We start from the raw sequence: 25,772 nt of genomic DNA on the forward strand, positions 1-25,772 counted from the left end.
CCCACACGCGGCGATCACTTTGCCACCCGGGAGAGAGGGCAACATGAGTACCCGTATGTTGAAGACCATGCGCAGACCGTTGGCGAGCTGCCTGTTGTTAGCGCTGGTGGCGCCTGGCATGGCGTTCGCTGAAACCGCCAAGGAGAAGCAGCTGGAAGCGCGCGTTGCCGAACTGGAACGCCAGGTGCAGCTGTTGCTGTCCACCACCCAGCAGCAACAGACCCAGATCAGCCAGGCGCAGACAGACGTCACTGCAGTCAAGACGGTCCAGGCGCAACAACCTGCCGGCGCCACCGTGCCGGCAGGCAAGCAGCCGATCCAGGTCACCACCATCACCCCGGGCGCCGCGCCGGGCACCACGGTCAAGATCGGCGGTTTCATCAAGGCCGACTTCCTGGCCACCCAGACCGGCGATGGGCAGCTGGCCGACGACGCAACGGGTCGAGCCCTGTACCTGCCGGGCCAGACCCCGGTCGCCGGTGCTGGCGGCAGCGGCGAGCGTTCGGACGTGGACTTCAATGCGCACGCCAAGTTCTCGCGCTTCAACCTGGGCATCGACAACGTCTCGGACAAGGGCAACAAGTCCGGTGCGTTCTTCGAGATGGACTTCTTCGGCAACTCACTGGGCAACCAGACCGCCACCAATACGTACGGCGTGACCCTGCGCCACGCCTATATGTACTGGAACAACTGGATGGCCGGCCAGACCTGGTCGAACTTCATGGATGCGGCTTCGCTGCCGGAAGCGGCCGACTTCGTCGGTCCCACCGACGGCGTGCTGTTCGTGCGCCAGGCGCAGATCCGCTACACCCAGGGCGGCTTCAGCGTCGCGCTGGAAAACCCGGAAACCACCGTACTCACCGGTACCCGCAATCCCGTCACCGGGGCGTGGACCAACGTGGCCAGCAACAGTGACCGCGGCTCTCTGCCGGACCTGACCCTGCGTTATGGCTGGAAGGGCGACTGGGGCACCTTCGGCGTCGGCGGTATCGTGCGCCAGCTCAAGGTCGACAACCAGGCCACCGGCGCCGACGCCGACAAGATCGGCGGCGGCCTGACCCTGGGCGGCAAGTGGGTGATGGGCGGCAGCGACCAGCTGCACTACCAGATCAGCGGTGGCGAAGGCATCGCCCGTTACGTAGGTCTGGGGGTCACCGCCGATACGGCCTACGACGTGGCCCAGGACGAGTTGAACCCCACCGGTGTACTGGCCGGCTATGTCGGCTGGCGCCACGCCTTCACCCCGAAGCTGCGCACCAACCTGATCTACGCCCGCAGCGATTACGACAACGACAGCGTGCTGGGCCCGCTGGTCACCAAGAGCGTGCAGAGCATCCGCGGCAACATCTTCTACACGCCGATGCCCAAGGTCGATATCGGCGCGGAGTACATGTACGGCGTGCGCGAGATCGAAGATGGTCGGAAGGGCGACATCAACCGCGTGCAGTTCACCACTAAATACAGTTTTTAAAGGAGTGCCGACCAACAGTCGGCGCTACCGGAACACAACACGAACGCCGGCACACAGTCGGCGCTACCAATGATTGCTTCGGAGGGGAAGCGTCTTATGTCCACCACACCCGTACCTGCAAAAGCAGAACTTACCAAGGGCCACAAGAAGGTCATCTTCGCGTCCAGCCTTGGCACCGTGTTCGAATGGTATGACTTCTTCCTGTATGGCTCGCTGGCGGCGATCATCGCCAAGCAGTTCTTCAGCGGGGTCAATGAAACCACGGGCATGATCTTCGCCCTGCTGGCCTTCGCGGCCGGCTTCTTCGTGCGCCCGTTCGGCGCGGCCTTCTTCGGCAGCCTCGGCGACCGCATCGGCCGCAAGTACACCTTCCTGGTCACGATCCTGATCATGGGCATCTCGACCTTCCTGGTCGGCGTGCTGCCCAACTACGCGTCCATCGGCTTCGCCGCGCCGGTGATCCTGATCATCCTGCGTCTGGCCCAGGGCCTGGCCATGGGTGGCGAGTACGGTGGTGCGGCGACCTACGTGGCCGAGCACGCACCGGCCAACAAGCGCGGCCTGTACACCAGCTTCATCCAGTGCACCGCCACGCTCGGCCTGTTCATGTCGCTGCTGATCATCCTGGCCTGCCGCTACTTCCTGGGCAACGAGGCGTTCGAAGCCTGGGGCTGGCGCATTCCGTTCCTGGTTTCCATCATCCTGCTCGGCATCTCGGTGTGGATCCGCCTGCAGCTGAGCGAGTCGCCGCTGTTCCAGCAGATGAAGGCCGAAGGGAAGGGCTCCAAGACTCCGTTCCGTGACAGCCTCAAGGACGGCAACCTCAAGCTGATGCTGCTGGTCCTGCTCGGCGCTGCGGCCGGCCAGGCCGTGGTGTGGTACGGCGGCCAGTTCTACGCGCTGTTCTTCCTGAGCAGCATGCTGAAGGTCGATGCCACCACCTCCTACCTGCTGATCGCCGGCGCGCTGGCCCTGGGTACGCCATTCTTCATCTTCTTCGGCTGGCTGTCCGATCGCATCGGCCGCAAGAAGATCATCCTGGCCGGCTGCCTGTTGGCCGCGGTGACCTACATCCCCGTGTTCAAGGGCCTGACCCACTTCGCCAACCCGGCCATCGAAGAAGCCCGCAGCAACTCACCGGCCCTGGTCATCGCCGATCCGAACACCTGCTCGTTCCAGTTCGATCCGGTGGGCCTGCGCAAGTTCACCAGCTCCTGCGACGTGGCCACCGCCGCGCTGACCAAGGCCGGTGTGCCGTACGACGTGCAGCCTGCCGCCGCCGGTTCGCTGGCGATGGTGAGCGTGGGCAACACCCAGGTGACCTCGTTCGAGGCCGCCGGCCTGACCAAGGATGAGCTCAAGGCCAAGGGCGATGCCTTCGGTGGCGAGCTCAAGGCGGCGCTGACCGCAGCGGGTTACCCGGCCAAGGCCGACAACGCGCGCATCAACATCGCCGGCACCGTGCTCATGCTGTGGATCCTGGTGCTGTACGTGACCATGGTCTACGGCCCGATCGCGGCCTACCTGGTCGAGCTGTTCCCGACCCGCATCCGCTACACCTCGATGTCGCTGCCGTACCACATCGGCAACGGCTGGTTCGGTGGCTTCCTGCCGGCGATTTCCTTCGCGCTGGTGGCGGGTACCGGCAACCTGTACTACGGCCTGTGGTACCCGATCATCATCGCGCTGATGACGGTCGTGGTGGGTGGCCTGTTCCTGCATGAAACCAAGGGCGTGGACATCACCAAGTAACCGGTGATGGCGTGAACCAGAAGGGCCGTGGCATTGCCACGGCCCTTTTCGTTTGGGTAACCGGGCATTGTCTCGCCGGTAGGGTCGCACCCCGATCGACTGCCGATGGCCCCACCACGGGCGATGGTGGTGGCATGACCGTGGATTGGAATGCGCTCTGCATCCTAAATCATGTGGGCTTGATCACGTTCATCCTATCTAAGACCTGATGCGCGGCATGGGTGGTCGATAGGGAGCCGACTCAACCAAGACCCCAATCAATCATTTCAATGCCACAACCCCTTTTCAATTCCAGATGATGACGCTGCCGTCTGGTCCGTTCAGCTGCATCGCCTCTGGCCCATCGTACCCGCTGTCGCTGAGGTCAACTTGCAGAGCAGATCCGTCATCAAACGCCAGCGTCATTGTTGTTCCATCGATGGTGCAACCCTTCAAATTCAGCAGGATGGAATTCTGCAAAGAATGCTCAAACGATGCTCGGTTGTAGATATGCAGTGACCACCCGTCGTCAGTACTGAGAGCGATTTGGTCTTCCAAGCGTGCAAGCGTCACGGTCTTTCCCTTGAAGGCGTGTAGGAGGTCCAAGCTGGGATCACTCATATCGAGGCTCCAGGACTACTTGATGGGGAAGTGGGATTTCGAATTTGGAAGGGTCTTTCCAGACAATGGATCAACACCCTGTTTCCCTGCATTCTCATATTTGATGTATCCACCGGGGTAGCCAGGACTATTGCCCTTGGCCGGTGTTGGATCCATGATTCGCATCGTTGAAACCTGCCCGTTCTCGCCGCCCTTGCCTCCAGTGAATGCAACTCCGGTCTGCTTGCCGCTGGGATTGATTACCGGCGTGGGCCCGGTGGATCCCGCAGGAACCGGAAATGCAGTGCCGTTCGATGAAACCACAAAGTTTGGCGCAGGCGTTGGAACAGCCGGTGTGGCGGGGGCTGGAGAGACAGATGGTGCCGGAGCGACAGGTGACGGGCCTTTCGGTTGCGCAGAGTCAACTGAGCTCGCCAATGCCGACGCCATGGCAGGGCCAACAACGGGTGTTGCCCGAACAATCACTGTCGTGACAGCAATAGCTGCCGGACCAAAGGCATCGTAAGCGCTGGGGTCACTTGCGACAGAGTCGCTGTGCCGCTCGGCAGCACGCTCCTGACGTCCGTCGGGGTCGTTGAACGTATAAGGATTGTTGGCTGCGTAGCTGTATCTATTGAATGCACCGCCAGATCGTTGCAGCGGTGTTACAGGGTCTGACGATAAGAACCTACCAAGCGCCGAGTCGTAGTAACGCTGCTGCATGTAGCTGAAGCCAGTGATCGAATCGGATACGTGGCCAGCATACCCAGGCATATCATTTTGTATCTTCTCGACCGTTTCGCCGAATGGTTGATAGGTGGCACGCCCAATAACGTTTCCAGCCTGATCAGTGATCGCTACCGGGGAACCAAGTGCATCTGTGTGGATGTACTCGACAGTCTCCTGTGCGAATGTCGATGCGCAAAATGCAAGTGAAATGATCGCAGCAAACATCAGTCTGATCAGAGCTTCCATATCAAGGTATTCCTCCGGTTGATGTAGATTCCTACGAAAGCGGATGCATCATCTTGCGCCAAGCGGCCCGGCCGTCTGAAGAACATCGAGCGAAAGAACGGCCGGTTTGGTCCGCATCGCATCAGCAACCCCGATTGCGCCACGCATGGTCTGTTGACAAGCGACCCCAATTGAAAAGAATCAGCGGGACTCTGGAGCCGCTGTCAGGAATTTTGGACAATGAATGATCGTCATACTGATGTCGAGAACCTGCCAACTGTCCTCCAATCGCTTAGCAGGTCGTGGCGGAAGCGGCGACCGCAGTATAGCCAGCGCCGCGCAGACCTTCAGCGCCTGCGCTCCGCGCTCAAGGCGCGCCTGCCGCAGATGACCGAGGCCATCGCCGCCGATTTCGGCCACCGCTCCACCCATGAGTCGCTGATCGCCGACGGCATGACCGTGCTCAATGAGATCGACCACCTGTTGCGGCATCTGGGCGGCTGGATGCGCCCGCGCCGGGTCGGGGTGGGCTGGCGGTTCTGGCCGGCGCGGGCGCAGACCCGGCCGGTGCCACTGGGCGTGGTCGGGGTGATCTCGCCCTGGAACTACCCGGTGAACCTGGCGCTGATCCCGCTGGCCACTGCGATTGCCGCCGGTAACCATGTCCTCCTGAAACCCTCCGAACACACCCCGCGCACCAGCGCCTTCCTGCAGGACCTGCTGGCCGAGGTGTTCCCCGCCGACCGGGTGGCGGTAGTGCAGGGCGATGCCGCGTTGGCAGCGGCGTTGGCCGGCTCGCCGCTGGACCACCTGGTGTTCACCGGCTCCACGGCCGTGGGCCGCAAGGTCATGGCCGGCGCCGCGGAGCACCTGACCCCGCTCACCCTGGAACTGGGCGGCAAGTCACCGGCCATCGTGTGCAGCGACTATCCGCTGGACAAGGCCGCCGCGCGGCTGGCTACCGGCAAGTGGTTCAACGCCGGCCAGACCTGCATCGCGCCGGACTACGTGCTGATCGACGGGCTCCGCCAGCGCGAGCTGGTGCAGCAGCTGCAGACCCAGGTGCACGCGCGCTACGGCGATTTCAGCAACACCGACGACTACACCCGCATCATCAATGAAGGCCAGTACCAGCGCCTGCTCAGTTACCTGGCCCAGGCGCGCGAACGCGGCGTGCCGGTGATCGAACTGGCCAGCATCGATCCCGAGCGCGCGCGCCGCGAGCGGCTGATCGTGCCCACCATCGTGCTCGACCCGCCGGCCGACCTGGACCTGATGCAGGAGGAAATCTTCGGCCCGATCCTGCCGGTCTGCGCCTATCCCGACCTGGATGCCGCCCTGGAATCCGTGCGGGGCCGAGACCGCCCGCTGGCGCTGTACATCTTCAGCGAACAGCGGCCAGTGGTGGAGCGCGTGCTCGGCCAGATCGTGGCCGGCGGCGTCACCGTCAACGACACGCTGCTGCATTTCGCCATCAACGGCCTGCCATTCGGCGGCGTCGGCCCCAGCGGCATGGGCGCCTACCACGGCCGCGCCGGCTTCGACGCCATGAGCAAGCAGCTCCCGATCCTGTGGCAGTCACGCTGGGCCGCGAGCGACCTGCTCAAGCCGCCTTATTCAAGAATAGCCACCTTGCTGAAGGCCATCCTCCGGTAGCGCCGGCCGTTGGCCGGCCCATGCAGGACCATCGGAGCCGATGAGGCCCGGGCAACGGCCGGCGCTACCGGCGGTGCGCCGACGCTACAATGCTCCCCATGAAAATCGCCTCCTGGAACGTAAATTCGCTCAACGTGCGCCTGCCGCACCTGGAACAGTGGCTCACCGCGTTCGCGCCGGACGTGGTCGGTATCCAGGAAACCAAGATGGAGGACCACAAGTTCCCCGACGCGGTGCTGGCCGGGCTGGGCTACCGCAGCGTGTTCGCCGGGCAGAAGACCTACAACGGCGTGGCGCTGCTGTCGCGCGAGCCGGCCCAGGACGTGCAGATCGGCATTCCCGGTTTCGAGGATGAACAGAAGCGGGCCATCGCCGGCACCGTCAACGGCGTGCGCATCATCAACCTGTACGTGGTCAACGGCCAGGACGTGGACACCGACAAGTACGCCTACAAGCTGCGCTGGTTGGACGCGGTGCATGCCTGGGTGGCCTCGGAACTGCAGAAGTACCCGGAACTGGTGGTGATGGGCGATTTCAACATCGCCCCCGACGCGCGCGACGTGCACGACCCGCTGGTCTGGAACGAGAACCACATCCTGACCTCCACCGCCGAACGTGGCGCGCTCAACAAGCTGCTGCAGCTGGGCCTGCACGATGCCTTCCGGCTGCACAGCGAGGACGAGGGTGTGTTCAGCTGGTGGGATTACCGCGCGGCGGGGTTCCGCCGCAATCTGGGCCTTCGTATCGACCTGACCCTGGTGTCCGATGCGCTCAAGGCACGTGCGCTGGCCTCGGGCATCGACCGCGAGCCACGGACCTGGGACCGGCCCAGCGACCATGCGCCGGCGTGGGTGCAGCTGGGGTAGAACCAGCAAGGCCCGGCGGGTGCCGGGCCTTGCTGGAAAGGGGCAACGACCAACGGTCGTTACCCACCCTGTCGGTTATCGGACGCTTCGGCGGGTGAAGAGGTTCACGATGGCCAGCAGGATCACGGCACCGATCAGCGAGAACAGGAACGTTCGGATGGTGATCGCCTCATTGATGCCGCCGCCGAACAGGAATCCGGCAATCAAGGCACCCACGATGCCGACCACGATGTTGAGGATGATGCCCTGCTGCGCGTCGCGTCGCATGATGATGCTGGCAAGCCAGCCCACGATGCCACCGACGATCAACCAGATGATGATGCCCATGTTGTTGACTCCAAGTGTCAGTGTGTGGATGAGACGCAGCCAGTTGACGGCAGCGCCTGTGAAGTCATCGTGCAGCCGCGTTGTCGGCCCGTTCGCATGACCCTCCCCGACACCCTCCCGGCAACCCTGGACGGCCCTTGGCGATTCGGCCCGGTCACCGTCTGGCGCCTGCCACACGTGCCCGGTACCCGTGGCGAGCCGCAGGCGCGGCTGCTGCTGGCCCAACAGCTGGGGGGCAGCCCGGAGCGCCTGCCGCTGCAGCGCGATCGGCGGGGCCGCCCTGAGCTGCATGGCCCGCTGGCCCATATCGGCACCGGCTGGAGCCACAGCCATGGCCTGCTGCTGGTAGGGCTGGGCGAGGGCGTGCGGCTGGGCGTGGATCTGGAGCCGCTGCGCCCACGGCCGCGCATGGCCGAGATCATCGAACGCTTCTTCCACCCGGCTGAAGTGGCCTGGCTGCTCGGCCTGGACGAGGATGCCCGTACCCATTGGTTCTTCCGGGTCTGGTGCGCAAAGGAAGCCATCCTCAAGGCGCAGGGGCAGGGCATCTCATTCGGCCTGCACCGCCTGCAGCTGGCGCCCGGCAGCGACGGCGCCCTGCACCTGGCCTGGTGCGACCCGGAACTGGGCCCAGCCCAGCGCTGGCACCTGCACGAATGGCAGGCCGCGGACGACTTCCGCGCCGCGCTGGCCTGGCACGCGCTCTGACCAAGCGCACCGAATCCGCGCAGTCAGCGGGCCGCCGGCCTGCGATAATGGGCGCATGACCGAACACACACTCCCGGCCGGCGTGGCCGAAGCGCTCGAGCGCGGCTTGGCCGCCATGGGCCTGGAGGCGGCCCTGGCGCCGCCCCTGCTGACCTACCTGGCCCTGCTCGACCGCTGGAACCGCACCTACAACCTCACCGCCATCCGCGATCCGATGGAGATGGTCACCCGCCATCTGCTCGACTCGCTGGCGATGCAGCCGTACCTGGAGCAGGGCACCCTGGCCGACCTGGGCACCGGCCCCGGCCTGCCCGGCATTCCGCTGGCGATCGCCCGCCCGCAGCTGCAGGTGACGCTGGTGGAGAGCAACGGCAAGAAGGCCCGCTTCATGCGCGAAGCGGTGCGCCAGCTGGGGCTGACCAATGCACGCGTGGCCGAATCCCGTGCCGAAGCGCTGGCCGAACCGGGCGCCTATGACCACCTGACCGCCCGCGCCATGGACACCCTGGCCGGCATCATCGCAGTTGGCGGGCACCTTCTTCGCCCCGGCGGACGCCTGCTGGCCATGAAGGGCGTCCATCCGCACGATGAGATCGCCCAGCTGCCGGCCGGCTGGCAGGTTGAACAGGTGCTGCCGCTGCACGTTCCGGGCCTGACCGGCGAGCGACATCTGGTGGTGGTGGCCGGTCCGTGAGACACGACACGCCCCATGCCCGCATAATGCCCAGTCCCACCCCCTGCCGATGAGGCTCACCCGCATGGCCCGCATCATCGCCATCGCCAACCAGAAAGGTGGCGTCGGCAAGACCACGACTGCCGTCAATCTGGCCGCCGCCCTGGCTGCTGCGCCCAAGCGCGTGCTCCTGGTCGACCTTGATTCCCAGGGCAATGCGACCATGGGCAGCGGCGTGGACAAGCGCGAAGTTGCCGCCTCCACCTGCGACCTGCTGCTGGGCGAAAGCACCGCAGCCGAAGTCCGGGTGACCACCCCGGAAGGCTTCGACCTGCTGCCGGGCAACATCGACCTGACCGCCGCCGAGATCCAGCTGATGGATCAGGGCGAGCGCGAACAGCGCCTCAAGCGCGCGCTGGCCCCGATCCAGGACGAGTACGACTTCATCCTGATCGACTGCCCGCCGGCGCTGTCGCTGCTGACCCTCAACGCGTTGGCCGCCGCCGATTCGGTGATCGTGCCGATGCAGTGCGAGTACTACGCGCTGGAAGGCCTGAGCGCGCTGGTGGAAACCATTGATGCGCTGCGCGCCAACCTCAATCCCAGCCTGGAGATCGAGGGCGTGCTGCGCACCATGTTCGATGTGCGCAACAACCTGGCCAATGCCGTGTCGGCCGAATTGACCGACCACTTCGGCGACCGCGTGTTCCGCACCATCGTGCCGCGCAACGTGCGCCTGGCCGAGGCGCCCAGCCACGGCCAGAGCATCGTCGGCTACGACCGCGCCTCGCGCGGCGGCGTCGCCTACCTCGGCCTGGCCGGCGAGATCATCCGCCGCCACCACCAACGCAACACGGCCGGCAAGGCCATGGAGACCGACTGATGAGCACCAAGCCCGCCCCCGGCAAGAAACGCGGCCTCGGCCGTGGCCTCGATGCGCTGCTGGGGCCCAAGGGCGCGGTGACACAGGTGCAGGCCGCGGCCGTGATCGAGCCGCTGCCGGGTGAAGTGCTGCGCAAGCTGCCGGTCAAGCACCTGCAGCCGGGCAAGTACCAGCCGCGCCGCGACATGGACGAAACCAAGCTCGCCGAGCTGGCCGACTCCATCAAGGCGCAGGGCGTGATCCAGCCGATCCTGGTCCGCCAGCTCGGCCCGGACAGCTTCGAGATCGTGGCCGGCGAACGCCGCTGGCGCGCGTCGCAGCTGGCCGGCCTGGACGAAGTGCCGGTGGTGGTGCGCGAGCTGGAAGACCGCACCGTCATCGCGATGGCGCTGATCGAGAACATCCAGCGCGAAGACCTCAACCCGCTGGAAGAAGCCGAAGCCCTGCAGCGGCTCATCAGCGAATTCGCCCTGACCCACGCCGAGGCCGCCCAGGCCGTAGGCCGCTCGCGCGCAGCGGTGTCCAACCTGCTGCGCCTGCTGGAGCTGCCGGTGGCGATCCGCCTGCTGCTGGAAACCCGCCGGCTGGAAATGGGCCATGCCCGCGCGCTGCTGACCCTGGCGCCGGAACTGGCCAGCAAGCTGGCCCAGGAAGCAGCCGACCAGGGCTGGTCGGTCCGCGAAGTGGAACACCGTGCGCAGCAGTTCGCCGCCGGCAAGGTGCCTGCCTCGCTGCGCCGCAAGCCGGGCGCGGCCGCCCCGCAGGCCGACATCGCTTCGCTGGAAACCGAGTTGTCCGAATCGCTGGGCGCCCGCGTGGCGATCAACCACGGCCGAGGCGGCAAGGGCAAGCTGATCATCCATTACACCGACCTGGACACGCTGGACGGCGTGCTCGAGAAGCTCCGCGTACGCAAGGGCTGAGTCCCCCACCACGCAAGAGGAACCCACCCGCCTGATGAACCCCTCCAAGGTCGATCGCAACCATCTGTTGCGCCTGACCGACCTGCCAAACGTCGGGCCGGCCTGTGAGAAGGATCTTCGTCTGATCGGCATCCGTGTTCCCGCGCACGTGCGCGGCCGCGATGCCTACGACATGTACGCACAGCTGTGCATGCGCACCGGCGTGCTGCATGACCCCTGCGTGATCGATGTGTTCCTGTCCATCGTGCGCTTCATGCAGGGCGAAGCCCCCCGTCCCTGGTGGGATTTCAGCAAGGAACGCAAGGCCACGCTGGCGCGCGAAGCGCCGCTGAGCCTGTAGTGACGTACGGGTAACGGCGCTATCCTGTCGCCTGGAATTCCCGGGACGATTGCCATGACGCTTCTTGTGACCGGCGCTGCAGGCTTCATCGGCGCCAATACCGTGCGTGCGCTGCTCGATGCCGGGCACACGGTGGTCGGCCTGGACAACTACAACGACTACTACGACCCGCAGATCAAGCGTGATCGCGTGGCCGCGCTGTGCCCGGAAGCGGATATCCGCGTGCTCGACCTGACCGACCGCGACGGCCTCGCGGCGCTGTTCGACGAGGTCCAGCCGACCCGGGTGATCCACCTGGCCGCGCAGGCCGGCGTGCGCTATTCGCTGGAGAATCCGCACGCCTACGTGGACAGCAACCTGACCGGGTTCGTCAACATCCTGGAACTGTGCCGTCATCGCGGCGTGGCCCACCTCGTGTACGCCTCCAGCAGCTCGGTCTACGGCGATTCGGCCACCCCGCCGTTCTCCGAAGACCAGCGCATCGACAAGCCGCGCTCGCTGTACGCGGCCACCAAGGCGGCCAACGAGCTGATGGCCTACACCTACGCGCAGCTGTACGGCCTGCATGCCACCGGCTTGCGCTTCTTCACCGTGTACGGCCCGTGGGGCCGCCCCGACATGGCGCCGCTGCTGTTCGCGCGCGCGGTGCTGGCCGGGCGCCCCATCGACGTGTTCAACGACGGCAGGATGCAGCGGGACTTCACACATGTTTCCGACATCGTGGCCGGTATCCTCGGCGCGCTGGCGCATCCGTCCGGCGAGGACGTACCGCACCGTGTCTTCAACCTGGGCAACCACACCCCCATCGAGCTGGAACATTTCATCGGGATCATCGAGGCCGCCGCTGGACGCCCGGCGCAGAAGGTCTACAAGCCGATGCAGCCCGGCGACATGGTCCGCACCATGGCCGATACCCGTCGTGCCCATGACGCTTTCGGCTATGAGCCGGTCACCCCGATCGAGCGCGGCCTGCCACCGGTGGTGGCCTGGTGCCGCGATTATTTCGGTGAGCGCGCCTGACTTACATGCCCGGGTTCATCTTCGGATAACCTTCATCTCGGAAAATGCGCGGTCTTTTTCATTCCTGGCCTTTCGCAGAGCCCGATCATGAGCCAACCCCAGTTGTCGGTCGTCGTCCCGGTATTCAATGAACGCGACAACGTGCAGCCCCTGATCGAGGAGATCACCGCGGCGCTGCGCGGCAAAGTGGATTTCGAGATCGTCTACATCGACGACCACTCACGTGATGACACCCTGGCGGTGCTGGAATCGTTGAAGCCGGCCAATCCCGAACTGCGGGTGCTGCACCATGTCACCCAGAGTGGGCAGAGCACGGCGGTGAAAAACGGGGTCAAGCACGCCCGCGCGCCGTGGATCGCCACGCTTGATGGCGACGGCCAGAACGACCCGGCCGACATTCCCAGGCTGCTGGCTGCACGTGCGACCGCCGAGCCCCAGGTCAAGCTGTTCGCGGGCTGGCGCGTCAACCGCCAGGACAGCGGCAGCAAGCGCTGGGCCAGCAAATGGGCCAATGCTATCCGTGCCCGCATGCTGCGCGACAACACCCCGGACACCGGCTGCGGCATCAAGCTGTTCGAGCGCGCCGCGTTCCTGGAGCTGCCGTATTTCGATCACATGCACCGCTACCTGCCCGCGCTGATGCAGCGGGCGGGCTGGAAGACGGTGAGCGTGCCGGTCAACCACCGCCACCGCACCGCCGGCGTATCCAAATACAACAACCTGGGTCGTGCACTGGTCGGCATCCGCGATCTGCGCGGCGTGGCCTGGCTGATCACGCGCAGCAAGCGCACGGACGTGGAAGAACGCTGATGGAACTGCATTGGCTTGATCAACCGCTGACGTGGCTGTTCTGGACCGGGCTGCATGTAACGGGCTGGAAGCTGATCGGCTATACCGGCGCGCTGATGTTCGGCGGCCGCTGGCTGGTGCAGTTCGTCGCCTCGCGCCGGGCCGGCAAGCCGGTCATCCCGCGGCTGTTCTGGTACATGAGCGTGGTGGGCAGCCTGATGACGCTGAGCTACTTCCTGTTCTCGGCCAAGCAGGACTCGGTGGGAGTGCTGCAGAACCTGTTTCCGGCGTTCACCGCGCTCTACAGTCTGAAGCTGGATATCCAGCACCGCGGGTGGAAGCGGGACAAGGCGGAACATTGAACGCCTGACCCGATTACCGCGCCTTTGGCGCGTGGGCCTCGGCTTGGGGCCGATCCCCGGTCCTGCCCGCTGCGCGGGCAGGACCTTTGATCCATGCGCGGGGGGGGATGGGGTGCCATGATCGGGGTTTGCCGCCCCTCGGGAACCCCTGCTCGTGAAATCACCGCTCGTTGCTGCGTTGCTGCTCGCCCTGGCCCTTCCTGCCCCTGTGGCGCTGGCCGCACCGCCGTCGGCACCGGCTGCCGCGCCGGCCAGCCTGGCCACCGGATCGCCCGCCGACGCCGCGTTCCGCGCCATCTACGAGAAGGAATGGGCCTGGCGCCAGGCCGGTGGGGGGGAAGCCAGTGAAGACGGCGACGGTCCGGCCACGGCCACCCGCATGCCCGACGTGGGCGCGGCGGCGCAGCAGGCACGCCTGGCCGTGTGGGATGACGTCCTGGCCCAGCTCGACAAGCTCGATACCCGGGCGCTCTCACCCACCAACCAGGTCAACCATGCGATCTACCGCGACCAGGTGTTCAACCTGGCCCAAGAAGTGCGCCTGCGCGGCTACGAAATGCCATTCAATTCGGATTCTTCGTTCTGGTCCAACCTGTCGTTCATGGCGCGCCGCGAGATGAAGACCGCTGAGGACTACCGCAACTACATCGCTCGTCTCAACGACGTGCCGCGCTACTTCGACCAGCAGACCGACAACATGCGCGCCGGCCTGAAGCGGGGATTCAGCGTGCCGCGCGCGGTGCTCGATGGCCGTGAAGTTTCCATCGCCACCGTGGCCGAGCTGAAGGATCCGACCCAGTCGCCCCTGTATGCGCCCTTCAGGAAGCTGCCTGCCAGCATTCCCGCCGCCGAGCAGGCCGCGCTGCAGGCGCAGGCACGCCAGGCCATCAGCGCCAGCGTGGTGCCGGCCTTCGTCAAGCTGCGTACCTTCTTCGTGAGCGAGTACGTGCCACAGGCACGCACCACCCTGGCCGCCGAAGCACTGCCCGATGGCAAGGCGTACTACCAGCAGCAGATCCACGAATACACCACGCTGGACCTCACCCCGCAGCAGATCCACGAGATCGGTCTGAAGGAAGTGGCGCGCATCCAGAAGGAAATGAACGACGTCATCAAGCAGGTGAAGTTCAAGGGCAGCTTCGCTGAGTTCCTGGCCTTCCTTCGAACCGACCCCCAGTTCTACGCCAGGACGCCGGACGAGCTGCTGCATCGTGCCGCCTGGATTTCCAAGCGGGTGGATGGGGTGATCGGCAAGTACATGACGCTGCCGCGTGCGCGCTTCACCATCGTGCCGGTGCCGCCGGATATCGCCCCGTTCTGGACCGCCGGCCGGGGCGGCATGGGGACCTACTGGGTCAACACCTACAACCTGCCGGCGCGACCGCTGTACAACCTGCCGGCGTTGACCCTGCACGAGTCAGACCCCGGCCACGCGCTGCAGGGCGCGCTGGCGGCCGAACAGGGCGAGCAGCCCGAGTTCCGCCGCAACGCCTACATCTCCGCCTATGGCGAAGGCTGGGGGCTGTACAGCGAAAAGCTCGGCGTGGAGATGGGCATCTACGAAACCCCGTATGAGGATTTCGGGCGGCTGACCTACGAAATGTGGCGCGCTGCGCGGCTGGTGATCGATACCGGCGTCCACCACAAGGGCTGGACCCGCGACCAGGCGCTGGCCTACCTGCGCGACCATACCGCGCTCAGCGAGCACGAAGTCACCACCGAAGTCGATCGCTACATTTCCTGGCCGGGCCAGGCGCTCAGTTACAAGCTGGGCGAAATCGCCATCGTGCGCCTGCGGGGTGAAGCGGAGAAGGCGCTGGGCGAACGCTTTGACGTCAAATCCTTCCATGACGCCGTGCTCAGGCAGGGTTCGGTGCCGTTGCCGGTGCTGGATGCGCAGATCCGCGCCTACATCGACGAGCGCCGCGCGCCCTGATGTCGTGAATGGTCGGTGCCGATGTGCGCTCGCGCACGCATCGGCACACGGCCTTCAGCACCGCGCTCAAAACTGCTTAGCCCATCGCAGCGTGGGTGCAGCAGATCACTAGGCTGGTCAGGGCGCGCCCATTGGCGCGCGTCTTCCCCCACAAGGAGCCTGACCATGCTGGATGCCCTGTCCGCACTGAAGTACCGCCTTTTCAACCCCACCGCGCCCGCACCACAGCGGCGCACCGGCACCGAGCCCAGCCTGCTCAGCCTGCGCAATCTTCCCGACAGCGGATGCTTGCGCCCCGGCAACGTGCCTTCACCCCGTGATACCCAGCCGGACCCGCTGCAGGCGTATACGATGTCCCCGCAACAAGGTCAGCTGCTGGTGGGACTGCTGCAGAAGCATCGCAAGGCGCTGGATCCAAGCTACTGCATGCCGATGGCGCCGGAACAGCGCGCGATGATGGATGACTTCTTCACCAAGCGCACGCAGCTGCTGGATGTGGCGCTGTCCAGCACGCCAAGCGCCGACACCGATCTGCGTGCGTGGCCCGATCTGGCGCCGGTGCGCACCCACGCCGACCTGCTCAGGGAGCTGCTCGGCAGCAACAAAGGGCTGCTCGTGGGCGAGACGCATGCGGGTCGGGCCAGCAAACTTCTCTTGATGGACAACATGGCGCACCTGCGCCACCTGGGCGTTGACACGCTGTACCTGGAGCATCTGCAGGCCGATATCCACCAGCCAGACCTGGATCGATACCACCGCACCGGCGTGCTTTCGCCCGCCCTTGTCCGTTTCCTTGCCGAACAGGACAGCGGCCACATGACGGACGCGGACAGTGGTGCCACCTTCCGCAACCTGGTCGATGCCGCGTTCAAGGTGGGAATGCGCATCGTGGCGCTGGACCTGATGACCAGCTACCACGTGCGCGGCCTGCAGCGTGGTGATGGCGAAGACATGGTCGACCCGCTGCAGGCGCGGATTCAGATGAAGAACTACGTCGCAACCGCACGGATCGTCCACGATCAGCGGCAGCAGGCCGGCAAACCCGGGCCGCAGCGCTGGGTTGCGCTGGTCGGCAATGCCCATGCAGGTGCCTTCCAGTCCATCCCCGGCATGGGCACGCTTCTAGGCGCTCCCAGCCTTCGCGTGGAAGACGCCAGCCGGTTCCAGGTGGGCTGCGACCCCGGCCGGACGGTGCCCCCAACGTTGCAGGGCAGCGGTGGCCAGATCCAATGCGACTACCTGCTCAAGATGCCTGCCGGGAAACGACGTTCCATGCCCGAGACGCCCGGGCCCTGCACGTCCGCCGAAGCGTTGCGCATGCGTAACCTCCGCCAGGCCATCTGCGCGCTGCCCGAGGCGCGCAGCGCATGAACGCGCGCCCGCGCTGCGATTGTGTAACGGGCAGCGCCGCCGCTACCCTGCGCCGATGATGTCCCGCCTGCGCCACCGCCTGTCGCTGCCCCTCCGCCTGCTGATGCTGGTGGTGGTGCTGTTGGGCACGGCCGGTGGCGCACTGGCGGCGGCGCTGGGTGACCTGCACGCACTGTCCCACAGCGACGCCGGACTTGCGCATGCGCTTTCGCATGCGCAACCGGCGGACGCCACAGCGGCACTGAATGCCGACGCCGATCACGACAAAGACGACAGCGCCCGCCTGCTGCACGCGCTGGTCCACTGCGGGCATTGCCATGGCCACGGCGGCGTGCTGCCGCTGGCCGCATCGGCGTGGTCGCTGCCGGCTGCCCCGGCCCACCTCGTGCCGGGCGGCCTGAGCGCGCAGCTGATGGCGCAGCCGCCCGAGAGCCTGCTGCGCCCCCCGATAGCGGTGTGATGCCACGCGGCCAACGGCCGCGGCTTCACCTCTGAACCGCTTTCTGGAGATTCCCATGTGGATGCGTCTGGCAGCCGTCGCTGCCATTGCGTTGCTGCCGTGCGCGTATGCGCAGGGCACTGCGTCTGTTGCCCCTTCCGCCCAAGCAGCGCCACCCGCTGCAGCGGCGTCGAACCCCCCATTGACCCTGGACGAGGCCATCGCCCGCGTCGCCCGGTACCACCCCGACCTGCGCCTGGCCGATGCCCAGCGTCCGGTCTGGGAGGCGCGTCGTGAGGCGGCCGCGTTCGGGCCGCCACTGACCGTCGGCGTCGAGCTGGAAAACGCGCTGGGCACCGGTGGCAGCCGTGGCTTCGATGCCGCCGAACTGACCGTCACCCTGGCCGGCGTGCTGGAGCGCGGCGGCAAGCTGGATGCCCGCCGGGTACTGGCCCAGGCAAATCTCGATGCGCTGGCACCGCAGCGCGAAACCGCACGGCTGGACCTGATGGCCGCCGTGGCCCAGCGGTATCTCGCCATTGCCGAAGCCCGCGCGCAGCTTGCCATTGCCGACACCGACATCGACCAGCGTCGCCGCGCGGTCGCCGCCGCCCGGATGCGTCTGCAGGCCGGCGCGTCGCCCGAATCGGTGTTGATGACCGCGCAGGCGATGTTGGCGCAGGCCGAAGTGGACCGCGATCGCGCCCGCCAGGCCGACCGCGCCGCCCGTCTCGCGCTGTCGGCGCTGTGGCGTGAGCGCGAGCCCGGCTTCGATGTGGTCAGCGGCGACCCGCTGCTGCTGCCCGCCCTGCAACCCTTCGATATCCTCGCCGACGAACTGCAGCGCACGCCGGAACTGGCCGTGCTGGCCGGCGAACGCCGCGTGCGCGACGCCCAGCTGCAGCTGGCACGCACCCAGGCACGGCCGGATATCAGCTGGCAGGTCGGCGTGCGCAGCAGCCGCGACAGCGGTGATACCGCGCTGGTGGGCGGCTTCAGCCTGCCACTGGGCAACGTGCGCCGCGCCGCTCCGGAGATCCGCGCGGCCGAAGCCGAGCTCACCCTCAACGGAGTGGAGCGCGAAGCACGCGCGCTGCAGCTGTACGCCACCCTGGCCGAAGCGCATGGACGCTATGAAACCTCGCGGCTGGAGGTCACCCGCATGGCGAGCGACGTATTGCCGCAGCTGCGGCGCGCCGAGAACGCCGCCGAAAAGGCGTGGCGTGCCGGTGCCATCAGCTACATGGAGTGGGCGCAACTGCAGGCCATGCGCATCGAGGCGCGGCAACGCCAGCTCGATGCCGCCATCGCCGCGCAGCGCGCGCTGATCGAACTGCAGCGTCTGACCGGCCAGGGCCTGCTTGCCCATGCCAACACCGCCCCCGCTACCGCGACCGTGTCCACGGAGGACCGCCGATGAACCTTTCGACCAGCCGCGCGGCGCGCATCGCCGCCCTCCTGCTGTGCCTGCTCGCACTGGCGGGCTGTGCCAAGGACGCATCCACCGCACCCGCCGACACCGACGCCGGCCACGCCGAGCCGGGCCACACCGACACGAGCGAAGACCACGACGACGCCCCCGACAGCACTACCATTCCCGCGGCGATGGCCGAGCAGTCCGGTATAAAGGTCGCCCCGGTCGCCGCCGGCACCATCGCCGACGAACACGACGTGCAGGGCCTGCTCACTCCGGTGGACGGCCGTGTCGCCCAGGTGATGGCCCGTTTCCCCGGCCCGATCCGCTCGCTGCGGGCCAACGTGGGCGACACCATCAAGGCCGGCCAGGTCCTGGCCAGCATCGAAAGCAACCTGAGCCTGACGACCTACACGATCAGCGCCCCGATCAGCGGCGTGGTGCTGGCCCGCCAGGCGCAGGTCGGCGGGGTGGCGGGCGAGGGCACGCCTTTGTTCGAAATCGGCGACCTCTCCACGCTGTGGGTGGACCTGCACATCTTCGGCAACGACACCCAGCACATCACTGCCGGCGTACCGGTCACGGTGTCGCGCATGACCGACGGCGTTACTCAGGCCACCACGCTGGAACGCGTGCTGCCCGGCACCGCCACCGCCAGCCAGAGCACTGTGGCGCGCGCCACACTGCGCAATGACGATGGCCTGTGGCGGCCGGGCGCTGCGGTGAAGGCACGCATCGTGGTCGCCACGCGACCTGCCCCGCAGGTGGTACCGCTCACCGCGCTGCAGACAATGGAAGGGAAGAATGTGGTGTTCGTACGCACCGGCGAGACCTACACCGCCCGTCCGGTGCGCCTCGGCGCGCGCGACGCCAACCAGGTGGAAGTGCTGGAGGGCCTTACCCTCGGCGATGAAGTCGTCACCGCGCAGAGCTACGTGGTGAAAGCCGACATCGGCAAGGCGGGAGCGTCGCATGAGCATTGAATACGCACCCATCCTCCGGCGCGGAGGGCATCGCCATGCTTGAGCGCATCATCGCCGCCTCCATCGCCCATCGCTGGCTGATGATGAGCCTCACCCTGGCGCTGATCGCTGTGGGCGCGTGGAGCTTCACCAGGCTGCCCATCGATGCCACCCCGGACATCACCAACGTCCAGGTGCAGATCAACACCGCCGCCCCGGGCTATTCGCCGCTGGAAGCCGAACAGCGTATCACCTACCCGGTGGAAACGGCGATGGCCGGCCTGCCACGCATGGAACAGGCACGCTCGCTGTCGCGCTACGGGTTGTCGCAGGTCACCGTCGTGTTCGAGGACGGCACCGACATCTACTTCGCGCGCCAACAGGTGTCCGAACGCCTGCAGCAGGTGAAATCACAGATCCCGGCCGGGCTGGACCCGCAGCTGGGGCCGATCTCCACCGGCCTCGGCGAGATCTTCATGTATACCGTCGACGCCGATCCCGCGGCGCGCAGACCCGATGGCAGCGCCTACACCGCCACCGACCTGCGCACTCTGCAGGACTGGGTGATCCGCCCTCAGCTGCGCAACGTGCCGGGCGTGACCGAGGTCAACACGATCGGTGGCTTCCAGCGCCAGGTGCACATCACCCCCGATCCGGCCCGCCTGCGCGCGCTGGGTTTCACCCTGGAAGACGTGGTCCAGGCGGTGGAGCGCAACAACCAGAACGTCGGCGCCGGCTACATCGAACGCAACGGCCAGCAGTTCCTGGTGCGCATTCCCGGCCAGGTGGCCAACCTGGAGGAAATCGGCAACATCGTGCTGGCCCGTCGCGAAGGCGTGCCGATCCACGTGCACGACGTGGCCGACATCGCCGACGGACCCGAACTGCGCAGCGGCGCCGCCACCCAGAACGGCCATGAAGTGGTGATGGGCACGGTGGTGATGCTGATCGGCGCCAACAGCCGCGACGTGGCCCAAGCCGCCGCCGCGCGGCTGGAGCAGGCGCAACGCAGCCTGCCGGAAGGCGTCACCGTCACCGCCAGCTACGACCGCACCACCCTGGTGGATCGCACCATCCAGACCGTGGCCAGGAACCTGGTGGAAGGCGCGCTGCTGGTGATCGTCGTGCTGTTCCTGCTGCTGGGCAATTTCCGCGCGGCGTTGATCACCGCCGCGGTGATTCCGCTGGCGATGCTGTTCACCCTCACCGGGATGGCACGCGGCGGGATCTCGGCCAACCTGATGAGCCTGGGCGCGCTGGACTTCGGCCTGATCGTCGACGGCGCGGTGATCATCATTGAGAACTGCCTGCGTCGCTTCGCCGAGCGCCAGCACGGGCTGGGGCGCGACATGACGCGCGAGGAGCGCTTTGTCGAAACCGCCAGCGCCACCGCCGAAGTAATCCGCCCGAGCCTGTTCGGCCTGGGCATCATCACCGCGGTGTACCTGCCGATCTTCGCGTTGTCGGGCGTGGAAGGAAAAATGTTCCACCCCATGGCCATTACCGTGGTACTGGCATTGACCGGGGCGATGGTGCTTGCCTTGACCTTCGTGCCAGCCGCCATCGCCCTGTTCCTGGGTGGCCGCGTGCAGGAGAAGGAAAACCGGGTGATGGCCTGGGTGCGCAGGCGTTACCAACCCCTGCTGGCGTTCTCGCTGCGGCGCGGGCGCTGGATGGTGGGTGGCGCGCTGGTGCTGGTGGTGGGATGCGGCCTGCTTGCCACCCGGCTGGGCAGCGAGTTCGTGCCCAACCTGGATGAAGGCGACGTGGCCATGCACGCCATGCGTATTCCCGGCACCAGCCTGAGCCAATCGATCGAGATGCAGAAGCTGATCGAGAACCGGCTGGTGCAGTTCCCGGAGGTGAGCAAGGTGTTTTCCAAGATCGGCACGCCCGAGGTCGCTTCGGACCCGATGCCGCCGTCGGTGGCCGATACCTTCATCATGATGAAACCGCGCAGGGACTGGCCGGACCCACGCAAAGCGCGCGCGGCGCTGTTGGCCGAACTGGAAGCAGCGGTGGAGCAGCTGCCCGGCAACAACTACGAGTTCACCCAGCCTATCCAGATGCGCACCAACGAGCTCATCTCCGGCGTGCGTGCCGACGTGGCGGTGATGCTGTTCGGCGATGACCTGGAGACGTTGCTGAAGGTGGGCAAGCGCATCGCCAGCGTGGCCGGCAGCGTGCCCGGCGCGGCGGATGTGCGCGTGGAGGAAACCAGCGGCCTGCCGCTGCTCACGGTCACCCCCAACCGCAGCGCGCTGGCCGGCTACGGGCTCAACCCGGGGCAGGTGCAGTCCACCGTGGCCACCGCCGTGGGCGGGCAGGTGGCCGGCCAGCTGTTCGAGGGCGACCGTCGCTTCGACATCGTGGTGCGCCTGCCCGAGGCCCTGCGCCAGGACCCGGCCGCGCTGGCCGACCTGCCGGTCTCGCTGGCGCCGGCACTGTACGGCGATGCCGACGAATCCAGCCAGGCCGGCGGCTGGACCAGCGGCGCCGCGCGCACCGTGCCGCTGCGCGAACTGGCCACGCTGGCCAACAGCGAGGGTCCAAACCAGATCAACCGCGAGAACGGCAAGCGCCGCATCGTGGTCACCGCCAACGTGCGCGATCGCGACCTGGGCAGCTTCGTCAGTGACCTGCAGCAGGTGATCAACCGCGATGTGCAGGTGCCCGATGGTTACTGGATCGAGTACGGCGGCAGCTTCGAGCAGCTGATCTCGGCCAGCCAGCGGCTGGCGATCGTGGTGCCGGTCACCCTGATCCTGATCTTCGCGCTGTTGTTCTGGGCGTTCGGCTCGGTCAAGGATGCGGCCATCGTGTTCAGCGGCGTACCGCTGGCGCTCACCGGGGGCGTGCTGGCCTTGGCCGCACGTGGCATTCCGTTGTCGATCTCTGCAGGCGTGGGCTTCATCGCGCTGTCGGGCGTGGCGGTACTCAACGGACTGGTGATGATCAGCTTCGTGCGCAGCCTGCGCCAGGGAGGCATGCCGCTGGCCGATGCGGTGCGCGAAGGCGCATTGGGCCGGCTGCGTCCGGTGCTGATGACCGCACTGGTGGCCTCGCTCGGCTTCGTGCCGATGGCCTTCAACGTAGGCGCCGGCGCCGAAGTCCAGCGCCCGCTGGCCACGGTGGTGATCGGCGGCATCGTCTCCTCCACGCTGCTCACCCTGCTGGTGCTCCCAGTGCTGTACCGCTGGCTACACAAACCGAGGTAGAGCCGGCCTCTGGCCGGCTTGCACCGAAGCCAAGCGCAAATCTGGGCACTGGTAGACGGCCAGAGCCCAGATTCCAGATGCTGCTTCGTCACCAATGATCTGGCTTCACGAGAGGACGCTTTCCTGTGTGTATACGAGAAGGGAGCTGACACGTCTCAAGCTCTTCGTCATGGATGTGACTGCGAGTCCAGCCTGCGTGCTTGGATAGGGACGACATGACATTTCGATGGGACCGGGTACCGGACTCCGGAGGCGGTCGGGGAGTTATCACTCCAATCCGGATTCCGGGAAAGTCTTCTCTGATCGCACGGAGTACAGGCTCAACGTCACTGTCATTGGAACAGATGACCAACTGCGAGAACCTGCCAGAGCGGGCGTCCCGATACATCGCCAAAGCAATGTTCACATCCGTCTGCTTCTCGTCCAGCCGCCATACCTTGACGCGATCGCGCCGGTTGAAGCGCGAACCTTCAACGTACCGAGGCATGCTGACACCGTAGCGGTCATGGGTATGAGTTCCCATCGTCTTGCAGAATCGTGGTCCATGCTTCATCTCATGGACGCGTAGATATCTGTTCTCGGCTTCGGCGGAATCCGTTCCATGCGTGGCGAAGTTTGCCAAGCAGTAGGCGCTGAAGTAGCGGACAACCTCCACCTGGCTATCGGGAGCCTGCTTCCGAACAACACTATCGAACAGTGCGACCAAGTCCACCCATTTGTAACGCGTGCCGCGGATACGACCGTAATAGAGGTTGTAGCCGTCAATGTACACGGCAGTAGATCCGCCCATCTCGATTCCCATCGGGCAAGAAAAAACCGCCTCGCGGCGGTTTTTTCAACCCAAGCCGCTTGGCCAACTTAATGACGGCTGCGAGGGCGAGGTCGTGGGATCATTAGATCAGGGGTTTAAACCCCAGTCAATGCAATCCATCGCACTTCAATTCGCCTGTTCAGAAAGCAACTGGCCTCTGGTCCGTCATCGGTTCTTGAAGGATGACCTTCAAGGGTCTCGGCAGTGCAACGCGTCGGCATTCGCCTATCCCGCCAATGGCTGAGGAAAGTGCAGAGCATGTCTGACTTCGCAGCGCGACTATCCTGTTTACAAGGTCCGATCAGCAGCGCCGCGCGCATGCTGGCACAGGCTGTGAGATTCTGCATCATTGCCCGACGCAACTGGCTCAGATGCGGCGCTTTCGCCTAGCGGGATGACAGTAACTGTTCGATGACACCGACAGCGACGGATACGCCATCCTCGCGTGCCATCGCATTTCCGAGCGTTCTCGCTCGACTGATGACATCGGAACGTCCGGCAAACGCAATCGCATTCACCAGCGTGTCGTGATCCAGTCGCTTCTGCGACAACGGCGCAGGCGCCACGCCCAAGGCCTGCAACCGTGCCGCCCAGAAGAACTGATCTGCCGCAAGCGGCATGACTATCGAAGGTACGCCTGCACGACAGGCAGAGTGCGTGGTGCCGCTGCCGCCGTGATGGATCACCATCGCGCAGCGCGGGAACAGTGCTTCGTGCGGACTAGGGCCAAGCACGAATACGTTCGCAGGCAGCGGTCCGTCGGGCACGCCGGCCCAGCCGGGGAACAACAGCACGCGTCGCGGTGCCAACGCCCGCAGCAGCGAGGGCATCACGCTGCGGTCGAAGCCAGTCATGCTGCCAAATCCCACATAGACCGGGGCAGGGCCCGCCTCCAGGAACGCCTGCAGCGCAGGCTCGGGTTGCCAGTGCGCATCCGGCGCACGCCACTGCCCGCACACATGATGATTGGCCGGCCAGTCCGCAGGCGGCGGCATCAGGCTCGGCGAGATGCCATACAGCATTGGAAGGTCACGCCACAGCGAGCGCCGCGCCGGCATGCCCAGCGCCCGCCGTGCGTCGTTGATGGGTGCGCGGAAGGTCCGCCACACCGCCTGGTTGACCAGCCCGTAGCTGAGTCGGTTGAGCAGGCCAGGCAGCCGCAGTCGCGGCAGGAACGGGGAGGGGAACGCACCGGTTGGGGTCAGCGGAATCATCCCCGTACCGATGGCGGGCACCCCGTGGTGCTCGGCCACCGTCATGCCCACGAAGGCGGCAAGCCCGCCCGTCAACACCGCATCGCACCCAGCCGCGGCCACATCGGCCTGCCGCATCCACGCCGGCACATGCCGCTGCGCCATCCGCGCCAGCCCGCGCGATGCCGCCGCCATGTCGTTGCCCCGCGACACCAGCGCCACCACCTCGTCGTGGATGTCGCCTTCCAGCGCCGCATGCGGCACACCCAGCGCCTGCGCGCTGCCCAGCGTGCCACCCTCGGCCAGCACCATCACCTCATGTCCAGCCGCCTGCAGCCCATGGCACAGCATCACCAGCGGCCGGGTGTCGCCTTCGGTTCCATAGGTCACTGCCAACAGCCGCATGCCATCCTCCCGGGTAGAGGGGGCAGTATCGCCAGCGGCTGCGACCGTGGTGTGCAGGGGCAGGTCGTTCAGCCACGGCTGGCAGGGTCAGTTGTGGACAACTTGCACCCAGGGGGCGGCTCCGGCATAATGCGCGGCTCGCTGTGTCCGGATTTGTTTGGATTGGTGGCCGGGAACACGTCATCCGGTCTGCCCACGTCAGCGTAACCCTTTGATTCTCATGACGTGTGGCGGGAAACCGTCGAGGCCGCCGTCGCCCGGGCTATGGGCTGACACATACTTTCATCGAGGTGCGCAATGTCCCGCGTATGCCAAGTTTCCGGCAAGCGAGTGCAGACGGGTAACAACGTCTCGCACGCCAACAACAAGACCCGTCGTCGTTTCCTGCCCAACCTGCACGAGCGTCGCTTCTGGGTCGCCAGCGAAAACCGCTGGGTCAAGCTTCGTGTTTCCGCGCATGCACTGCGCACCATCGACAAGAACGGCATCGATTCCGTTCTGGCTGAGCTGCGTGCGCGCGGCGAAAAGGTCTGAGGAGTAGACGATCATGGCAGGCAAGCGCGATAAGGTCCGTATGATTTCGACCGCCGGTACCGGTCACTTCTACACGACCGACAAGAACAAGAAGAACACCCCCGGGAAGATGGAATTCTCGAAGTACGATCCGGTCGTGCGCAAGCACGTCCCGTACAAGGAAGGCAAGATCAAGTAATCCCTCAC

General features: G+C 65.9%; 25 protein-coding genes. 20 read left to right on the plus strand and 5 right to left on the minus strand.

Features of this window, described 5'->3' with window-relative positions:
* Positions 1–43: 43 nt before the first annotated feature.
* Together ACTJI4_RS00150 and ACTJI4_RS00155 are read left to right on the plus strand one after the other, a co-directional pair.
* Positions 44–1,471, plus strand: coding sequence for a DcaP family trimeric outer membrane transporter (locus ACTJI4_RS00150; RefSeq protein WP_392922137.1), 1,428 nt, complete (start codon positions 44–46; stop codon positions 1,469–1,471).
* 96 nt (positions 1,472–1,567) lie between these two features.
* Positions 1,568–3,223 carry an MFS transporter gene (locus tag ACTJI4_RS00155; protein WP_392922140.1) on the plus strand — a complete coding sequence of 552 codons (1,656 nt, stop codon included), beginning with the start codon at positions 1,568–1,570 and terminating at the stop codon, positions 3,221–3,223.
* A gap of 285 nt (positions 3,224–3,508) precedes the next feature.
* On the opposite strand, the gene ACTJI4_RS00160 is transcribed toward ACTJI4_RS00155, so the two are convergent.
* Both ACTJI4_RS00160 and ACTJI4_RS00165 read right to left on the minus strand, forming a co-directional pair.
* On the minus strand, positions 3,509–3,823 hold the full coding sequence (locus ACTJI4_RS00160; protein WP_440868178.1) for a hypothetical protein: 315 nt from the start codon (positions 3,821–3,823) through the stop codon (positions 3,509–3,511).
* Between the two features lie 15 nt (positions 3,824–3,838).
* Complete coding sequence (locus ACTJI4_RS00165) at positions 3,839–4,777, minus strand: RHS repeat-associated core domain-containing protein (protein WP_440868179.1); 939 nt, start codon at positions 4,775–4,777, stop codon at positions 3,839–3,841.
* A 219-nt stretch (positions 4,778–4,996) separates the two neighbouring features.
* Here ACTJI4_RS00165 and ACTJI4_RS00170 point away from each other — a divergent pair, with 219 nt between their 5' ends.
* Positions 4,997–6,412: a coniferyl aldehyde dehydrogenase gene (locus ACTJI4_RS00170; RefSeq protein WP_440868180.1), complete on the plus strand. Its 1,416-nt coding sequence runs from the start codon at positions 4,997–4,999 to the stop codon at positions 6,410–6,412.
* 98 nt (positions 6,413–6,510) lie between these two features.
* A complete protein-coding gene (xth, locus tag ACTJI4_RS00175; protein WP_440868181.1) occupies positions 6,511–7,278 on the plus strand; it encodes an exodeoxyribonuclease III in 768 nt (255 codons plus the stop codon).
* A 75-nt stretch (positions 7,279–7,353) separates the two neighbouring features.
* Here the strand turns inward: xth and ACTJI4_RS00180 are convergent, their stop codons facing one another.
* Positions 7,354–7,605: a GlsB/YeaQ/YmgE family stress response membrane protein gene (locus ACTJI4_RS00180; protein ID WP_068854466.1), complete on the minus strand. Its 252-nt coding sequence runs from the start codon at positions 7,603–7,605 to the stop codon at positions 7,354–7,356.
* A 96-nt stretch (positions 7,606–7,701) separates the two neighbouring features.
* Here ACTJI4_RS00180 and ACTJI4_RS00185 point away from each other — a divergent pair, with 96 nt between their 5' ends.
* From ACTJI4_RS00185 to ACTJI4_RS00250, 14 genes are all read left to right on the plus strand, one after another.
* A complete protein-coding gene (locus ACTJI4_RS00185) occupies positions 7,702–8,313 on the plus strand; it encodes a 4'-phosphopantetheinyl transferase family protein (protein ID WP_392922149.1) in 612 nt (203 codons plus the stop codon).
* Between the two features lie 55 nt (positions 8,314–8,368).
* Entirely contained in the window at positions 8,369–9,007 is a 639-nt protein-coding gene (gene rsmG / locus ACTJI4_RS00190; protein WP_440868182.1) for a 16S rRNA (guanine(527)-N(7))-methyltransferase RsmG, read from the plus strand.
* A gap of 64 nt (positions 9,008–9,071) precedes the next feature.
* Complete coding sequence (locus tag ACTJI4_RS00195) at positions 9,072–9,869, plus strand: ParA family protein (RefSeq protein ID WP_440868183.1); 798 nt, start codon at positions 9,072–9,074, stop codon at positions 9,867–9,869.
* Positions 9,869–10,792, plus strand: coding sequence for a ParB/RepB/Spo0J family partition protein (locus tag ACTJI4_RS00200; protein WP_320457695.1), 924 nt, complete (start codon positions 9,869–9,871; stop codon positions 10,790–10,792). Before ACTJI4_RS00195 ends, ACTJI4_RS00200 begins: the two co-directional genes overlap by 1 nt.
* 34 nt (positions 10,793–10,826) lie before the next feature.
* The gene (locus ACTJI4_RS00205) at positions 10,827–11,132 is read left to right on the plus strand and encodes a helix-hairpin-helix domain-containing protein (protein ID WP_440868184.1); all 306 of its coding nucleotides are present in this window, start codon (positions 10,827–10,829) and stop codon (positions 11,130–11,132) included.
* A gap of 54 nt (positions 11,133–11,186) precedes the next feature.
* Positions 11,187–12,152: an NAD-dependent epimerase/dehydratase family protein gene (locus ACTJI4_RS00210; protein ID WP_392922162.1), complete on the plus strand. Its 966-nt coding sequence runs from the start codon at positions 11,187–11,189 to the stop codon at positions 12,150–12,152.
* Positions 12,153–12,239: 87 nt separating this feature from the next.
* Positions 12,240–12,962, plus strand: coding sequence for a glycosyltransferase family 2 protein (locus tag ACTJI4_RS00215; RefSeq protein WP_392922165.1), 723 nt, complete (start codon positions 12,240–12,242; stop codon positions 12,960–12,962).
* Positions 12,962–13,303, plus strand: coding sequence for a lipid-A-disaccharide synthase N-terminal domain-containing protein (locus ACTJI4_RS00220; protein ID WP_392922168.1), 342 nt, complete (start codon positions 12,962–12,964; stop codon positions 13,301–13,303). Before ACTJI4_RS00215 ends, ACTJI4_RS00220 begins: the two co-directional genes overlap by 1 nt.
* A 154-nt stretch (positions 13,304–13,457) precedes the next feature.
* A complete protein-coding gene (locus ACTJI4_RS00225) occupies positions 13,458–15,239 on the plus strand; it encodes a DUF885 domain-containing protein (RefSeq protein ID WP_440868185.1) in 1,782 nt (593 codons plus the stop codon).
* 165 nt (positions 15,240–15,404) lie between these two features.
* On the plus strand, positions 15,405–16,610 hold the full coding sequence (locus ACTJI4_RS00230) for a membrane-targeted effector domain-containing toxin (protein ID WP_440868186.1): 1,206 nt from the start codon (positions 15,405–15,407) through the stop codon (positions 16,608–16,610).
* 58 nt (positions 16,611–16,668) lie between these two features.
* Positions 16,669–17,070: a hypothetical protein gene (locus tag ACTJI4_RS00235; protein ID WP_440868187.1), complete on the plus strand. Its 402-nt coding sequence runs from the start codon at positions 16,669–16,671 to the stop codon at positions 17,068–17,070.
* Between the two features lie 55 nt (positions 17,071–17,125).
* On the plus strand, positions 17,126–18,469 hold the full coding sequence (locus tag ACTJI4_RS00240) for a TolC family protein (protein WP_440868188.1): 1,344 nt from the start codon (positions 17,126–17,128) through the stop codon (positions 18,467–18,469).
* Positions 18,466–19,446, plus strand: a complete 981-nt coding sequence (locus ACTJI4_RS00245) for an efflux RND transporter periplasmic adaptor subunit (RefSeq protein ID WP_440868189.1) — start codon at positions 18,466–18,468, stop codon at positions 19,444–19,446. Before ACTJI4_RS00240 ends, ACTJI4_RS00245 begins: the two co-directional genes overlap by 4 nt.
* A 35-nt stretch (positions 19,447–19,481) precedes the next feature.
* Entirely contained in the window at positions 19,482–22,643 is a 3,162-nt protein-coding gene (locus ACTJI4_RS00250; protein WP_440868190.1) for an efflux RND transporter permease subunit, read from the plus strand.
* A gap of 88 nt (positions 22,644–22,731) precedes the next feature.
* On the opposite strand, the gene ACTJI4_RS00255 is transcribed toward ACTJI4_RS00250, so the two are convergent.
* Positions 22,732–23,445, minus strand: coding sequence for an NYN domain-containing protein (locus ACTJI4_RS00255; RefSeq protein ID WP_440868191.1), 714 nt, complete (start codon positions 23,443–23,445; stop codon positions 22,732–22,734).
* A 395-nt stretch (positions 23,446–23,840) separates the two neighbouring features.
* Positions 23,841–25,052 carry a glycosyltransferase gene (locus tag ACTJI4_RS00260; protein WP_440868192.1) on the minus strand — a complete coding sequence of 404 codons (1,212 nt, stop codon included), beginning with the start codon at positions 25,050–25,052 and terminating at the stop codon, positions 23,841–23,843.
* A gap of 297 nt (positions 25,053–25,349) precedes the next feature.
* Between ACTJI4_RS00260 and rpmB the strand changes: the two genes are divergently transcribed.
* Complete coding sequence (rpmB, locus tag ACTJI4_RS00265) at positions 25,350–25,586, plus strand: 50S ribosomal protein L28 (protein WP_005411638.1); 237 nt, start codon at positions 25,350–25,352, stop codon at positions 25,584–25,586.
* 10 nt (positions 25,587–25,596) lie between these two features.
* Entirely contained in the window at positions 25,597–25,764 is a 168-nt protein-coding gene (rpmG, locus tag ACTJI4_RS00270) for a 50S ribosomal protein L33 (protein WP_170272460.1), read from the plus strand.
* Positions 25,765–25,772 lie beyond the last annotated feature (8 nt).

This window comes from Stenotrophomonas sp. 22385, from assembly GCF_052045085.1.
Lineage (GTDB): Bacteria > Pseudomonadota > Gammaproteobacteria > Xanthomonadales > Xanthomonadaceae > Stenotrophomonas.